At 61.2% G+C, this 16,345-nt stretch carries 10 protein-coding genes; 9 read left to right on the top strand and 1 reads right to left on the bottom strand.

All coding sequences use genetic code 11. The features are described from left to right. Positions 1-91: 91 nt before the first annotated feature. A complete protein-coding gene (locus tag WC811_RS01800; protein WP_372640280.1) occupies positions 92-493 on the top strand; it encodes a PTS sugar transporter subunit IIA in 402 nt (133 codons plus the stop codon). A gap of 9 nt (positions 494-502) precedes the next feature. Then, the gene (locus tag WC811_RS01795; protein WP_372640278.1) at positions 503-808 is read left to right on the top strand and encodes an HPr family phosphocarrier protein; all 306 of its coding nucleotides are present in this window, start codon (positions 503-505) and stop codon (positions 806-808) included. A 108-nt stretch (positions 809-916) separates the two neighbouring features. On the opposite strand, the gene WC811_RS01790 is transcribed toward WC811_RS01795, so the two are convergent. Next, positions 917-2,329, bottom strand: coding sequence for a pilus assembly protein TadG-related protein (locus WC811_RS01790; protein ID WP_372640276.1), 1,413 nt, complete (start codon positions 2,327-2,329; stop codon positions 917-919). A 375-nt stretch (positions 2,330-2,704) separates the two neighbouring features. On the opposite strand from WC811_RS01790, the gene ahcY reads away from it, so the two are divergent. From ahcY to trxA, 7 genes are all read left to right on the top strand, one after another. Then, complete coding sequence (gene ahcY, locus WC811_RS01785) at positions 2,705-4,114, top strand: adenosylhomocysteinase (protein WP_372640274.1); 1,410 nt, start codon at positions 2,705-2,707, stop codon at positions 4,112-4,114. Positions 4,115-4,343: 229 nt separating this feature from the next. Next, positions 4,344-6,836 (top strand): ATP-binding protein, encoded by a 2,493-nt coding sequence (locus tag WC811_RS01780; RefSeq protein WP_372640272.1) that lies wholly within the window; start codon positions 4,344-4,346, stop codon positions 6,834-6,836. A gap of 11 nt (positions 6,837-6,847) precedes the next feature. Then, positions 6,848-8,395, top strand: a complete 1,548-nt coding sequence (gene tsaE / locus WC811_RS01775; protein WP_372640270.1) for a tRNA (adenosine(37)-N6)-threonylcarbamoyltransferase complex ATPase subunit type 1 TsaE — start codon at positions 6,848-6,850, stop codon at positions 8,393-8,395. A gap of 25 nt (positions 8,396-8,420) precedes the next feature. Beyond that, on the top strand, positions 8,421-9,161 hold the full coding sequence (locus WC811_RS01770) for a nucleotidyltransferase family protein (RefSeq protein ID WP_372640268.1): 741 nt from the start codon (positions 8,421-8,423) through the stop codon (positions 9,159-9,161). Continuing rightward, the gene (gene addB, locus WC811_RS01765) at positions 9,161-12,277 is read left to right on the top strand and encodes a double-strand break repair protein AddB (RefSeq protein WP_372640266.1); all 3,117 of its coding nucleotides are present in this window, start codon (positions 9,161-9,163) and stop codon (positions 12,275-12,277) included. The genes WC811_RS01770 and addB overlap by 1 nt, the downstream gene beginning before the upstream one ends. Positions 12,278-12,279: 2 nt before the next feature. Then, positions 12,280-15,867 carry a double-strand break repair helicase AddA gene (addA, locus tag WC811_RS01760; RefSeq protein ID WP_372640264.1) on the top strand — a complete coding sequence of 1,196 codons (3,588 nt, stop codon included), beginning with the start codon at positions 12,280-12,282 and terminating at the stop codon, positions 15,865-15,867. Between the two features lie 98 nt (positions 15,868-15,965). Further along, positions 15,966-16,298 (top strand): thioredoxin, encoded by a 333-nt coding sequence (gene trxA, locus WC811_RS01755; protein ID WP_372640262.1) that lies wholly within the window; start codon positions 15,966-15,968, stop codon positions 16,296-16,298. The last annotated feature ends 47 nt before the right edge of the window (positions 16,299-16,345 follow it).

Here is a 16,345-nt window from a genome sequence, read left to right as displayed (position 1 = left end):
TTGCGCAGGCGGCAAACACTTGCCACTTTCCGCGCCAAGCGGCGAAGCTCCAATCGGCATCGCCGAATGGTAGTGAAATGGCCCGTCGCACATGATCGGACTTGTAATCGTCACGCATGGCGGGCTTGCGCAAGAGTTCCGCAATGCGCTTGAACACGTCGTCGGAAAACAAACGGCGCTTGAAACGATCGCCATCGGTCCCGATGATGATATGGAAGCACGCCGACTCGAAATTCTGACTGCCGTCCAAAGCGTCGACGCCGGCAAGGGTGTCATCATCCTGACGGACATGTTCGGCGGCACGCCGTCCAATCTCGCCATATCTGTGATGGACGAGACGAAAGCCGAGGTCATCGCCGGTATCAGCCTTCCGATTCTCGTGAAGCTCGCGAGCATTCGTAGCGAGACGCCACTCGATCAAGCTGTCATTATGGCTCGCGACGCCGGCAAGAAATACATCAAGGTCGCAAGCCAAGAACTCTCCGGCGGCTGAGTGTGAACAATGCCCGAATTGGCCAATAGCTTGAAACCGGAAGCCGTAGTCGTCATCCGCAACGTCAAGGGTCTGCACGCGCGCGCTTCCGCGAAGTTCGTGAAATGCGCCGAAAGCTACGACGCCAATGTCACCGTAACCCATCACGGAAACTCCGTCGGCGGGACATCGATAATGGGCCTGATGATGCTGGCGGCCGGACCGGGGTCGGAACTGCACATTGTCGCCGAAGGTCCGCAGGGACCGGAAGCGCTCCAAGCGCTCGTTCATCTTGTTGAGGCCGGCTTCGACGAGGAATGCGTCGGCGACGCATGAGATCAGCCTCGTATTCGACACCCGGCTCCGCGCAGCGGAGTTGCAAAGCCCAATGAAAAAAGGAACGCCGAAGCGTTCCCTTTCCGTAGTGCCCGATGACCTCTATCCTTACTGCGAGAGATAGAGGGTCGAAATTTTGAGCGCGATATCGCGGAACGCCGCCTTGAGCGCATCGCCCGTCGATGAATTGTAGAAGTGGTCAGCGTCCGTCGCACAACTCGAAAGCGTGTTGATCGCAAGCTGACTGCCGCCGAGTTGGAAGCCGACGGTATAGACCTCGATGCCCTTGGCTTTCATCGCCTTACACTGCGCGACAGCCTGGGCACCGGAACAGTCCGTATTGGCACTATTCTTACAAGTCACCTTAGTGCCGTTGATTGACTCACTAACTGCGTAGCCACCTGAAGTATAGGACGTGTTATATTCGCCGTCCGTCATCAACACGGCAATCTTATTCAATTTTTCGGTGCCATAGGCTGCTGGCGTGCTCGAGGCGGAGGGCCACAAGGAACTCCAGTTGGGCGACAACATATACCAAGCCCATGCCGTACCGATATGCCCGGCGGTGCTACCCGCGGTCTGAAGGCCGCTAATCTTCGACAACAAGGTCGACTTGTTGTTCGTCAGCGGAAGAGCCTCAGCGGCCAATGGCAGATCGCAGGTCGGCGCGATCTTGCTGCTCGATGAACTATGCACCATGACATACTGAGCCGACTTCGGGGCAGCGTCCGTGTACTTCTGGGTTCCCGTACGTTCGACGACACACGGATATTTTGACGACGTCGAATATCCTGTGGCTTTGGTGAAAGCAGCCGTCGGAAGCCGCACGTCATAGGCGAATGGCACGATCGCAATTTTCGATGTGTATTCGCTCTGGTTGTCCCACACGACAATATTGACGAGATCGCTCGCTGCCGACTTCATATCGGTCAGCTTCTGACCGGCCATCGACCCCGTGATGTCGAGCATCAAGCTAACTTCGAGGCTCGTCTCGCCGTTGCCGCCGACCGAGAGTATGGCCTTCGAGTAATCGGAGCCGTCCGCCCGGAGAAGCGGCAGCGACGGAGTGTGAACAAAGGACATGAACGGCGTCGCGATCCGCACATTGCCCAACGTCGACATTGACGTGCCGCCGTCCGTCACGGCGAAGGTGATCGAATCCGAATCGTGAATCACGTCGATTCGATCTTTCACCGCCTGCTGATAGTAGGTCGCGGCGACTTTGAGAGCCGCGGACTGATCTCCGCCGTTCGTCTGCATAGCTCTCGCCCCCGCGAGCACGGCGGCATCGGTCGCGGCGATCGTCTGATTGCGCGCATTGACGAAGCGCGAGTAATCGACGGCAAGCCCGATCATCGCACAGAGAGTTATGATGGTGAGACCGAAGATGATCGCGACGCTACCGCGCGTGTCATCCCGGAATGCGGCCAAACAGGCCCGATGACGAAGTCTGTCCGCCAGAATTTGGCGCACGGCCTGATCGCCGCTTACTACAGAACGCAATAGATACGCGAACTTCATTGCCGGACTCCACCGAAATACTAGTGGCCGACATTGAGGGCGAATAGATTTATAAGAAATTAATGCGCTAATTTTTAATTATTTGTTGGATTAACGCGTAATTACTCAGAAACCATAAATGTATCCAAGATTTTATTCATCAAATCGAGGAATCGATAACCATAAAAGCTTCCATGAACATTCAAAGACTTGCCCGCACCTCACCCCGTAAAGGACATAAAGACTTGCTTATATGTTATTGCGCCGGGTTGGCGACTTCGCTATAGCAGCCCGGACAAACCACGAGTCATGCAACCCATACGGGGCGCAGCGCACGCGCGGTATCTGTGCCCGAAGCGGCCCAGAACACGGCGCAGCTATGAGGAGCACAGCCGCATGAGCACGAAATTCTCCGATTACATCGTCAAGGACCTTGGCCTCGCCGATTGGGGGCGTAAGGAAATTTCCATCGCCGAGACCGAGATGCCCGGCCTCATGGCAACCCGCCAGGAATATGGCGCGTCGAAGCCGCTCAAGGGTGCGCGCATCGCCGGATCGTTGCATATGACGATTCAGACGGCGGTTCTGATCGAGACGCTCGCCGCTCTCGGCGCCGATATCCGCTGGGTATCGTGCAACATTTATTCGACCCAGGACCACGCCGCCGCCGCCATCGCGGCAGCCGGGATCCCCGTTTTCGCCTGGAAGGGTGAGAGCCTCGTCGACTACTGGGACTACACGCGCAAGCTCTTTGAGTGGGGCGACGGCGGCGTTCCCAACCTGATCCTCGACGACGGCGGCGACGCGACGATGTTCGTCCACCTCGGACTGCGCGCCGAGAACGGCGACACGGCTTTCCTCGACACGCCGGGCTCGGAAGAAGAGGAGGTGTTCTTCGCACTCCTGAAAAAGACCTTGGCCGAGAAGCCGAAGGGCTGGTTCGCCGAGGTCGCCAAGGCCATCAAGGGCGTCTCCGAGGAAACGACCACCGGCGTCCATCGCCTCTACGAAATGCAGAAGAAGGGTACGCTTCTGTTCCCGGCGATCAACGTCAACGACTCGGTCACCAAGTCGAAATTCGATAACCTCTACGGCTGCCGCGAAAGCCTCGTCGACGGCATCCGCCGCGGCACCGATGTGATGATGGCCGGCAAGGTTGCGATGGTCGCGGGCTTCGGCGACGTCGGCAAGGGTTCGGCCGCTTCGCTCCGCAACGCCGGCTGCCGCGTGATGGTGTCGGAAGTCGACCCGATCTGCGCGCTTCAGGCCGCGATGGAAGGCTACGAGGTCGTGACGATGGAGGACGCCGCTCCGCGCGCCGACATCTTCGTGACGGCGACTGGCAACAAGGACATCATCACCGTCGACCATGTACGGGCCATGAAGGACCGCGCCATCGTCTGCAACATCGGCCACTTCGATAACGAGATCCAGGTTGCTGGCCTCAAGAATTTCAAGTGGAACAACATCAAACCGCAGGTCGACGAAATTGAGCTGCCGGGCGGCAATCGCATCATCCTGCTTTCTGAAGGCCGGCTCGTGAACCTTGGCAACGCCATGGGCCACCCGTCGTTCGTCATGTCGGCATCGTTCACGAACCAGACCTTGGCGCAGATCGAACTCTTCGTGAATCAGGGCACGTACAAGAACGAGGTCTATACGTTGCCGAAGCACCTCGACGAGAAAGTCGCGATGCTTCACCTCGCCAAGATCGGCGCGAGACTCTCGAAACTGCGTCCCGATCAGGCTGAATATATCGGCGTGAAGCAGGAAGGCCCGTTCAAGGCCGATCATTACCGGTATTGAGCCCTTACGGGACGACCAAATCCGAGCTTATCGCGGCGCCAGGGGAACACTCTGGCGCCGTTTCATTTTCCAGGGACACGCGCTGTGGCGGCCGTCGTCTACGCGCCGCATACTCAAGGTGATTCGCGTCGCAGGACTCGGATCTCCTTGGCGTGTCTCCACCGGCCGGACCGTCAGTCTCTCTACGTAATGGAATTCAATGCCTGCCACGACTCCATCCGGACGACGATTGACGACCAAGCTTCAGCTCGCGCTGCTGCTCGTGGCGGCTATGGCCTTGGTTGCGACCCTGCTCGCAGTATTCATCAGTGGCCGTGGCGTTGATCCCGGTCGGCTCGACGCTCGTCAATTGGCCGTCGTTGGCCTCATTGCCGGAGCGGTCTTCATCGCCGGTCTCATCGTTTGGCATATGGGCAGCGTCGCGCGGAAGGATGCGCAAAAGGCCAAGGCCGAAAGCCAGCATCTTCGCCGCAACCTCGCCGCCGCCGACGCCATCATCCGCGCCGAACCCCAAGTCCTGATATTCTGGGAACAAGGACAAGCGGTCCGCATCGTGTCGCATACACTCACGGGAATACCCGGTCTCCCGGAGCACCATGCCGAAATCCTGCGCTTCGGCCAATGGCTGGAAAGGCCATCTGCGGATGGCCTCAAAACATCGCTCGACAAACTCTTTACTCATGGCATCGCTTTCACCGTCATCGTGAAGACAATGGCCGGGGGAACATTGGAAGCGGAAGGCCGCGCCGCGGGCGGCCGTGCCGTTCTCCGCTTCAAGGACGTATCCCCTTACAAGGCCGAGATTGCCCGCATCGACGATCATCACGCTGAACTCGCGCGCGACATCCGATCGAGCCGCGCACTGCTCGACACGCTGCCCATGCCGGTCTGGCTGCGCGACCCGGCGGGCCAACTCGTCTGGGTCAATACGGCCTACGTCAAGGCCGTGGAGGCCGACAGCGAGCTTGAGGTTCTGGAACGCCAGATCGAACTCCTCGAAACGCGTCAGCGCAAGCAAGTGGCGAAGACCGTCGCGGCAGGCGAAAGCTACAAGGCTCGCATCCATCTTATTGCTGGTGGCCAGCGCAAGCCGCACGACATCGTCATCCTGCCGGTCGAAGGCATGACGGCCGGCGCCGCCGTCGACGTGACCGACATCGAGACGGCGCAAGGAGAACTCGATCGCCAGGTCGCGGCGTATGACCGGACGCTCGATCGCGTCGAAACCGCCGTCGCCCTCTTCGACCGCGATCAGAAGCTCGTCTTTCATAACGCCGCATTTCAGAAGCTCTGGTCGCTCGATCCCGAGTGGCTCGCAACGCGGCCGAGCGACAGCGACATCCTCGACCGCTTGCGCGAAATCGGCGTTCTGCCGGCAGTCGTTAGCCATCGCGATTGGAAAGCACAGATCCTTGCCGGCGCTCGAACGGGCACGCCGCTCGAAGATACGTGGCGCCTAACCGACGAACGCACCATCAACGTCATTGCCGAACAGCGCGCCGATGGCGGCGTAACATACCTCTTCGCCGACGAGACCGACCGCATTGCGCTTGAGAGTCGGTATAACGCCTTTATCGACGTCCAGAGCGAAACGCTCGACAGCCTCAAGGAAGGCGTCGCGGTGTTCGGCACCGATGGACGGCTCAAACTGTTCAATCGCGCGTTCTGCGACATCTGGCAGATCCCGACCCGCAAACTCAACGAAAAGCCGCACATCGGCGAGATCATCGCCGCCGTCGAGACGCTCCACCCCGACGCCGGAACGTGGATGCGCATCGGCCGCGCGGTGACAGCCTTCCAGGACGAACGCGAATCCTTTTCGGGGCAGATGGACCGCACCGACCATTTCGTCATTGATTATGCGCTGATGCCTCTACCGGACGGCGCCACGCTGCTGACATTCGCCGACGTCACCGACGCCAAGCTCGCGGAACGTGCCCTCGTCGAGCGCAACGAAGCTCTTATCGCCGCCGACAGCCTCAAATCCAATTTCATCGGCCATATCTCGTATGAACTCAGAACGCCGCTCCAGACGATCAACGGCTTCTCTGAATTGCTCGCGGACCCATTGTTCGGCGAGTTGAACGCTAAGCAGCGCGAATATCTCGCCGACATCATGTTCTCGTCGAAGACTCTCCTGGCGATCATCAACGACATTCTGGACCTCACGACCATCGAGGCTGGCGGCATCGAGCTGAAGCTCGCCCCGGCCGGTGTTCGCTCCATCTTCGACGCGGCGATCCTCGGCATCCGCGAACGCGCTGTCCGCTCGCGTCTCACAATCGACATCGCCGTCGCCGACGACGTCACCGAAATCATGGTCGACGAGGCGCGTATGCGCCAAATCCTCTATAACCTCCTGTCGAATGCGGTCGGCTTCTCGAACGTCAACGGCACCGTTCACCTCGCCTGCTGGCGCGAAGACGGCATGATCAACTTCCGGATCGACGATGAGGGCATCGGCATTCCGAAAGACCAGATCGGGCGCGTCTTCCAGCGCTTTGAAAGCCGCAGCCGGGGCTCCGAACACCGTGGCGCCGGTCTTGGCCTTTCAATTGCCAAAAGCCTCGTAGAGCTTCATGGCGGCACCATTGAAATCACGTCGGAAGAAGGCCGTGGCACCCGCGTCATCGTCCGCATCCCCGAGAATCCCGTCGCCCGTCTGGCGGGCGACACGGACAGCAGCACAGACCGGCTGGCGGACGGCTCCCGCGCGGCGTAAATACGGGCGCAATGACACATTCGGCAGTTTTATTCCCTGACCTGACGGAAGGCGACGTCTCGCGGCTGGCGCAGGAAATCGCGTTCCTCGTCCAGCCCGGCGACACCCTCGCCCTCGAAGGCGATCTCGGCGCCGGCAAGTCGACGTTTGCCCGCGCCCTCATCCGCGCTATCGCGGGCGATCCGGAGCTTGAAATTCCAAGTCCGACCTTCACGCTCGTGCAAGCCTACGAAAGCCCCCGCTTCGAGATTGCTCATCTCGATCTCTACCGCCTGTCCGACCCGGCCGAGATCGACGAACTGGGGCTCGACGCCGCCCTTGCTCGCGGCATCGCCATCGTCGAATGGCCATCGCGTGGCGATGGCCGCGTCCCGGCTGACCGGCTAACGGTACGCTTCGACGAAGCGGCATCCTTTGACCGGCGAAACGTCAGCATCGTCGTAGCGGTCGCTTCGGCGGCACGCCTCAATCGCTTCGCGGCCATCCGCTTGTTTCTGGAAAAAGCCGGCTGGAGCAACGCGTCGACGGCATTCAGCTATCTTCAAGGCGACGCCTCCCCGCGCCGCTATGCCCGCCTCGTCAAGGCCGATGGTTCCCGCGCCATCCTGATGGATTCGCCGCGAACGCCGGACGGCCCGCCGATCCGCGACGGCAAATCCTACAGCGCCATCGCCCATCTCGCGGAGAGCGTGAAGGCTTTCGTCGCCATCGGTCGCACGCTCGAAACCGCGGGACTTTCCGTACCCCACATTCTGGCGGAGGACTTGGCCGAGGGCCTGCTGCTGATCGAAGATTTCGGCGACGAAGTATTCGGTGCCGAAGTCAAGAAAGGCCGTGACCAAGCCTCTCTTTGGAAACGCGGCGTCGATGCGCTCGTCGCCGTCCAAAGCGCGCCACCGCTCGAACGCATTCCGCTTTCGGACGGCTCCGTCTTCGAATTGCCGGTCGCCGACCATGGCGTTCTCGAAATCGAGACCGAACTGCTGCTCGATTGGTATTGGCCCGCCCTACGCGGAAGCCCTGCGCCCCAATCGGCACGCAATGAATTCAATACGCTTTGGAAAGCGATTTTCGATCGCGTGCTCGCCCAACGGAAGACGTGGCTGCTGCGCGATTTCCATTCTCCCAACCTCATCGCGCTCGATGACCGTAAGAGCCCGCGCGATGTCGGCATCATCGATTTCCAGGACGCGATGATCGGGCCGGCCGCCTACGATCTCGTGTCGCTCCTCCAGGATGCCCGCCTCGACGTGCCGGAAGACTTGGAAAAGCTGTTGCTGGCCCAGTATGTCGCGGCCACGGCCAGCCGCGATCCCTCGTTCGATGAAGCCGAATTTGCCTTCAGTTATGCCGCCCTCGGCGCCCAACGAAATACAAAAATCCTGGGTATCTTCGCCCGTCTCGCGATGCGGGACGGAAAAAAGCAATATCTGGCCCACCTGCCACGGATCTGGGGGTATCTCGAACGGGATCTGCAGCATCGGGATCTCGCGCCCCTCAGGGCATGGTATGACGAGAACCTGCCTCGGAGCCTGCGCGCAGAAGCTCTGAATATCTAACCCGAATTCCGGAGACGCATCTGACATGACGTCCGCCAAGCGCCCAACGAGCGCATTCGTCCTGGCTGCCGGCAAAGGCGAACGCATGCGCCCACTGACGAGCGTAATCCCTAAGCCTCTCGTCCGGCTCGGCGGCAAACCTCTTATCGATCATGTGTTCGACCGCCTAAAGGCTGCGGGCATCAAGCGCGCCGTGGTCAACGTACATTACCTCGCTGACGAACTGGAAAAGCACCTCGCCCATCGCCAAGCGCCGAAGATCGTCATCTCCGATGAGCGCAAGCAGCTTCTCGATACGGGCGGCGGCGTTCTCCATGCACTTCCCAAGCTTGGGAATGGACCGTTCGTCATCCATAATTCGGACTCGGTCTGGATCGAAGGCTTGGGTTCCAACCTCGACCGTCTGCTCGACGCCTGGGACGAGAAGACGATGGACAGCCTGATGCTCGTCGCCCCCCTCGCGGCCAGCATTGGCTACGAGGGCCTCGGCGACTTTCAGATGGACCCGATGGGGCGTCTAACGAGACAGTCGGGGTCAAAGATGGCGCCGTTCGTATTCGCCGGCGTTTCCATCGCGCACGCGCGTCTGTTCGATGGCGCCCCTGAAGGTCCGTTTTCGTTGAACAAGCTTTGGAACAAAGCCATCGACAAAGAACGCCTCTACGGCCTCCGCCTCGAGGGCATTTGGATGCACGTCGGCACGCCCCAAGCGCTCGCCGAAGCAGAATCTGCTCTCAAGCAACCACTGACGACGAGTTCCGATTGATGGCGCCGCACATCTTCACTCTGCCGCTCGGCGTGCCGTTTCTCGAAGCGCTTGCCCGTGCGATTTTGAATGGAGATCTTCCGAAGCCCGGCGGCCAGAAGCCCGATACTCTATCGCTGCCGAAAATCACGCTTCTTCTCCCGACGCGCCGCGCCGCGCGCGCCGCACGCGATGCTTTTCTATCGGTTGCTAAAACACGCGCGCTGATCATGCCGCGCATCCAGCCAATCTCCGAGGGCGACGGCGACGTCTCGTTGATCTCGAACCTCCTCGAATTCGGCCCCTCCGGCATCGACGCGCTGGAGCAAACGCCCGCGATCAATCCACTCGACCGAATGCTCGTCTTGATGCAGCTCGTCGCCCGCTGGCGGCAGACGATGGCCGAAGCTTCGACGACCTCGACCAAGACGGCGCTTGGCTCGACGCCCGCGCAAGCCGCCCAGCTCGCCACCGAACTTGCCAAGCTGATGGACGACATCGAGCGCGAGAACGTCTCGCTGTCCGGCATTCAGTCGCTCGTGCCGGAAACCTATTCCGAGCATTGGAAGAAGACCGTCGATTTCCTCAAGATCGTCACTGAGTTCTGGCCCAACTTTCTCGCAGCCAACGATCTCGCGTCTCCGGAAGCGCGGCGCAACGCCTCTATCCTTGCCGAAGCCGAACGGATCTCGAAGCTGAAGCCCGAGGATGTCGTTATCGTTGCGGGCGTCACGGGCTCCATTCCGGCAACCGTATCGCTGATGCGCGCCGTCGCAACGCACGTCTCCGGCGCCGTTGTCTTGCCCGCGCTCGACACGACTCTGGACGATGAGAGCTGGAACAGGATTACGCCCGGCCATCCCGAACATCCGCAGTTCGGCTTGAAGACGCTGCTCGACGAACTCAGCGTCGCCAGAAGCGATGTGCAGGAATTGCCGGGAGTGGAGATCGACGCCACGCGCCGCACCCGCTCGGCCTTCTTCAGCGAAGCGATGCGTCCGTCCGCAACAACTGATCGCTGGCATGACTTCACGGCGCGCGCCGACAAAGGCGGCCTCGCCAAAGCCCTATCCGGCGTCGCTCTGATCGAAGCACCGTCGGCACAGGATGAAGCCGAAACTGTCGCCCTCATTCTTCGCGAAGCCATCGAAACGCCGGGGCGGAAAGCCGCTCTCGTCTCGCCGGACCGGCTGCTAGCGCGCCGCGTCGCCATCCGCCTCGAAGCCTGGGGCATCCTCGTCGACGATAGCGCCGGTCGCCCCTTCGCGAAGACCGTTCCGGGAGCTTTCCTCGCGCTCGTCATCAATGCCGTCGTCAGCGACTTCGCTCCCGCCGAAACGATGGCGCTCCTTCGTCATCCGCTCTGCCGGATCGGCTTCAAGACATTCGACATCCGCCGTTATTCGCGCGCTTTGGAAATCGGCGCTTTCCGCAGACCGTACCTCGGTCGCGGCATCGAAGGCGTCATCGCCGCTCTCGACCACGCCGACCTCGACGAAGACCGGCGCAAGCACACAGCTGCCGAACGGCTTTGGCAAGAAGACATCGATGGCGCCCGCGTCGTCGTCGACAAGATGGCGGAGGTGTTCAAACCCCTGATCGAATTTTACGCCGCCGACGATAAGCACACGCTCGCCGACTTGGCACGCGCCCATGCCGCCGCCGCTGAAGCTCTCGCAACGCTTCCGGAAGAAGAAGGCGAGGCTTCGAACCTGCAGAACCCCCTATGGCAGGGCGAAGCCGGAGAAACCGCGACGCGCTTCTTCACCGAACTGCTGAAACCCGAAACACCCGGCATCGAAATCCGCGCCGCCGATTACGCCGATCTTTACGCCACGCTTCTCGCCCGCGAAAACGTCCGCCAACGCACGCACGTCCACCCGCGCATTTCAATCTGGGGGCCATTCGAAGCACGCCTGCAACAGCCCGACGTTCTGATCGTCGGCTCGCTGAACGAAGGCACATGGCCGGAAGCCGCTGAGCCGGGCGCCTGGCTGAACCGGCCGATGCGCGTCGAGCTTGGTTTGCCATCGCCCGAAGAGGAAACCGGCCGCGCCGCCCATGACTTCGTATCGCTGCTCGGCGCCGAGACTGTCTATCTCACCCGCGCTGAAAAAGTCGACGGCGTACCGACAGTGCCGTCGCGTTGGCTGATGCGCATCACCGCCCTCCTCAAGGGCATGGACTTGCTGCCCGTGCTCGAAGCGGAAAAGCCGTGGCTCGCTTGGGCCCGCGCCCGCGACTGGATCGATCCCGCAAATCGCCTCGTCATTCAGCCCCCGGAGCCCCGGCCGCCTGTCGACATGCGTCCGCGAAAGTTGAGCGTAACGGAGATCGAACGCTGGACGACCAATCCCTATACGATCTTCGCGCGCCACATCTTGAAGGTCGATCCGCTTCCTGAGCTCGGCGCCGCACCGGACGCGAGCCTTCGCGGCGGATTGGTCCACCAAGTGCTTTCGGATTTCGCAAAGGAATATCCCAACGCGTTGCCGCCGAACCCTCGTGCCGAACTCGAACGCATCGCGACCGCCGTGCTCGAAAGATTCACCGGGCACCCGCGTATCGCAGCCTTCTGGTTGCCGCGCCTGAAACGCTTCCTCGACTGGTTCGCAATGACGGAAGCGGCGCGGCGTCACGGCGTCGACTCCATCATCGCCGAAACCTCCGGCCGCCTCGTCCTGGACGTGGCCGGAAAGCCCTTCACTCTGACGGCACGCGCCGATCGCATCGACGACAAAGGCGCGTCGATCGTCATCACGGATTACAAGACCGGCGCCGCCCCGAGCGACACTGCGGTAAAATCCGGGCGCTCACCGCAGCTTCCACTCGAAGCCGCCATCGCCCTCAGCGAAACGGGCTTCCCGCACCTCGTTGGCCGTTCCGTCGAAGCCTTACGCTACATCCGCGCCTCGGGGAGCGAACCTCCGGGCGAAGAACGAACGGTCAAATCCGACGACGTCGCGGCATTGGCCGCCAGCGCGCGCGCAGGCCTCGAACAGTTGATCGCGACGTTCGACAATCCCGAGACGCCCTACCGCGCCATTCGCCGACCAAGATATAATTACGATTACGACGCCTACGCCCATCTCGCGCGCGTCGCCGAATGGTCCGCCCACGTCGAAGACGAGGCCTAGTGATGAACCTCGAAGTAAAAAAAATTTCGGTCGAAGACATTCAGCGCGAGACCAACAACAACCAAAGTGCGGCCTCGCATCCGCAAAATTCCGCCTGGGTCAACGCCAACGCCGGAACCGGAAAAACCCACGTTCTCACTTTGCGCGTGTTGCGTTTGCTGCTCGCCGGTACACGCCCCGAGCGCATCCTCTGCCTCACCTTCACGAAAGCCGCCGCCGCCGAAATGTCGAAGCGCGTCTTCGACCGCTTGGCGGGTTGGGTAACAATGGCGCAGGACACGCTGCGCGCCGATCTAACCAAAGTCACCGGCGAACGCGTCTCGGACGATCTGATCGCCCGCGCCCGCACGCTCTTTGCCCACGCCATCGAAACGCCAGGCGGCCTTAAGGTCCAGACGATCCACGCCTTTGCCGAACGCCTGTTGCAGCGCTACCCTCTCGAAGCCGGGGTGCCGCCCGATTTCAAGATCCTCGACGATATCGCCGCGCGCGACCTGAAGGCCGATGCGATCGAAGCGACGCTGACTCAGGCGACCAGCGCCCCGAACGCCCCGCTCGGTAAGGCCCTCCAAGTGATCATCCGCTATGCTGCGGATTCCCAATTCGATCAGCTCATCTCGAAAGCCGTGGAAGAGCGCAAATGGCTTGAGGCGGCGGCGCACACCGAGCCGCGAGAATTCCTCGACGAACTGACCGCGATGGACGCATTCCTGCGCCAGCAATTGAGTGCGCGCGCGACCGGTGCCGTCGCCGACATTCACTGCGAATGCGCGAACGTCCTTTCGAGCGACGACATCCGCGAACTGAGAGAGTTGCTAGCGACAGGAGGCAAAACGGACGTCGGCCACGCCGCGAAACTCTCTGCCGCACTTGCCGATCTCGATCATCGCCGCAAGGCCGATATCCTCGGCGATTACTTTCTCATCGATAAGGGAGAAGACGTCCGCAAAAGCCTGATGACCAAAGCGCTCATCCAGGAAAAGCCCGGACTTCACGACCGCTGCCAGCGAGCGCAACAAAACTTCTTCAAGCTCTCGCAGGAATTGCGTGCACTAACCCTCGTCGAAGCCTCTCTCGCCCTCTATCAGCTCGCCGGGCACGTACTGAGGTGCTACGCAGCGGCGCGGAATTCAGCGGGCGCCCTGGATTTCGACGATCTCATTTTAAAAACCCGCGACCTCCTGACCAGCGAGAACGGTCAGGCGCAGTGGGTGCTCTTCAAGCTCGACGGCGGTCTTGATCATATCCTCGTCGATGAAGCGCAGGACACGAGCCCCGAGCAATGGGACATCATTTCCGCGCTGGCGCGTGAGTTCTTCTCCGATATGGGCGCGGGCGCCGCGACGCGGACCGTATTTGCTGTCGGAGACGAGAAGCAGTCGATTTACTCGTTCCAGGGCGCCGCTCCCGAGAAGTTCGCCGAAATGGGCCAGCGCTTCTCCGACCTCGCGCAAAACGCCCAACGCACGTGGAAGCGCGTTCCTCTCACGCTTTCGTTCCGCACCGTTGCCCCTGTCCTCTCCGCCGTCGATCGCGTCTTCCTTGATTCCGTTCGGACGCCAGGATTGACCGCCGACAGCGGCAGCATCTCGCATGTCGCGAACCGCATCGGACACGCGGGCCTCGTCGAAATCTGGGATACGGAAAAGCCCGAAGATGCCGTCGACGCCGATCCTTGGCAGCCGCTATCGGACACGAAAGAGCAGTCCCCCGCCAATCGCCTCGCCGAGCGTATGGCGGAGACGATCAAATCCTGGATTGATAGCGGCGAACGGCTGCTCTCGGAAGATCGCCCGATCACTCCCGGCGATATCCTCATCCTGGTGCGCAAGCGCAATCCGTTTGCGGTGCCGATGGTCGCGGCCTTGAAGCGCCGCAACATTGCCGTTGCCGGCTCCGACCGGATCAAGCTCATCGAGCAGATCGCCGTGCAGGATCTCATGGTGCTCGGCGACTTCCTGACCCTGCCCGAAGACGATCTAGCGCTCGCGACCGTGTTGAAAGGTCCGCTCTTCGGCCTTGATGATCACGACCTTCTCGCCATTGCGCATGGCCGTGGACAAAAGACGCTCTGGAAAGCGCTTATCGAGAAGGCGGCTGACAAACCTGAATTCGCATTCGCGGCTGAAACGCTACGACGCTGGCGCGCCAAAGCCGACTTCACGCCGCCCTTTGAATTCTTCTCCGGTCTGCTCGAACGTGATGGCATGCGCGCGAAAATGCTCAACCGGCTCGGACCGGAAGCCGCCGACGTTATCGACGAATTTCTCGGCCTCGCATTGTCCTACGACGAACGCGATCCGCCTTCGCTGACGCAATTTCTCGCCAAACTGCGCGCCGCGAACCCTGAGGTGAAGCGCGATATGGACCACGGCCGCGACGAGGTTCGCGTCATGACCATTCACGGCGCCAAAGGCCTCGAAGCGCCGATCGTATTTTTACCCGACACCTGCACGACATCGTCGGGTGAAGACGCGACCTCGCGACTTGTGAAGCTTGGCGACGTTACTCGTCCGGATGGACTTTCGGAGCCGATCGTCTGGGTCGTCAAGGGCACATCTGGCGTGCCCGCCGTCGCCGCCGCCCGCGCGGCAAAGGAGACGCGCGATGCCGAGGAGCGCAATCGCCTTCTCTACGTTGCAATGACGCGCGCGCGCGATCGTCTCTACGTCGCGGGCTTCGAAAGCAAGCGCGGCCCCGCTCCGGGTTGCTGGTATGAGGTCGTGTCGGATGCGCTTGTTCCCGGCATGACGGAGATCGTGCTCGAAGATGGCCGAAAGATTTGGCGGACGCAGACGCCTCAGGTTTCCGGCCCCGAGAAACCGAAGCGTGAGAGAGATGCCGAGCGCGAAGCTATTTCACGGCCGGAGTTCGCCAACGCGCGCGCGCCAGCGGAACCCAAACTCTCGGTGCCTCTTGCGCCGTCGCGTCTCGAACCTTACGCGCCCGATGTCGAAGGCGAGCCGGCTGCTCCCCCGAAGCGCGACGCGGCGACGACAAACGACAGCCCATCTCCCCTCGCGGTCGGCGGCGCGAACCGGTTTCTGCGGGGCACGATCACGCACGCGCTTTTGCAGCATTTGCCCTCGATCGAGGACAGCCGTCGCGCGGAAATCGCAATGGCCTTCGTCGAGCGGCGCGGTGCCTTGCTGCCGGCAAAGGTTCGCGCCAGCGTCGTCAAAGAAACCCTCGCTGTCTTGCGTGATCCGGCGTTCGCCGCGATCTTCGGACCCGAGAGCGTCGCGGAAGCCCCGCTCGCCGCCGTCATTCCAAGGCCGTCAGGCAAGGGACCGGCGCTCGATCTCTCGGGCCAGATCGACCGCATTGCGATCACCGATCACGAGGTCCTGGTCGTCGACTACAAGACGAACAGGCCGCCGCCAGCGGAAATCGGCCAAGTTGCAGACGCCTATCTTTATCAACTCGCGGCCTACCGCCTCGCCCTGCGTGAAATCTACCCCGATAAGGTCGTCCGAGCCGCCCTGCTCTGGACGGATGGCCCGCGACTCATGGAAATTCCCCCGGACGTCCTTGATGGCTACACTACCCGCCTTTGGGATCTGAACTTGGGGAGCCTTGACGCTGTCTGAGCCAATCCCTACTTGTGGGATCGGTTTTTCTTATTGCGCGCAACCGCGGCAGACGGGTACGGCCGATACAAACCGGCCCGGAAATGGAGAATAATCAAATGTCTAACGCAGTGACAGATGCCAGCTTCGAAGCCGAGGTTCTGAAATCCAGCGAGCCCGTCCTCGTTGACTTCCATGCCGAGTGGTGCGGCCCCTGCAAGGCCATGGCACCGGCTCTGGACCAGGTTGCCAAGGAAATGACCGGCAAGGTCAAGGTCGTTAAAGTCGACGTCGACGCAAACCCGCAGGTGACCGGCCATTACGGCATTCGTGCCATGCCGACACTGCTGATCTTCAAGGGCGGCAAGGTCGCCGCCCAGCACACCGGCGCGATCGTTCAGAAGAAGAAGCTCGAAGACTGGATCAATTCGAGCGTGGCGGCTGCCGTCTAAGCCGCAGCTTCGGATTTGGAATGAGAAAAGCCCCGCGTCATGTGGGG

This window comes from Hyphomicrobium sp., from assembly GCF_041659645.1.
Classification (GTDB): domain Bacteria; phylum Pseudomonadota; class Alphaproteobacteria; order Rhizobiales; family Hyphomicrobiaceae; genus Hyphomicrobium_B.
The sequence above is the reverse complement of the archived record's forward strand: the minus strand, read 5'-3'. Positions and strand labels throughout refer to the sequence as shown.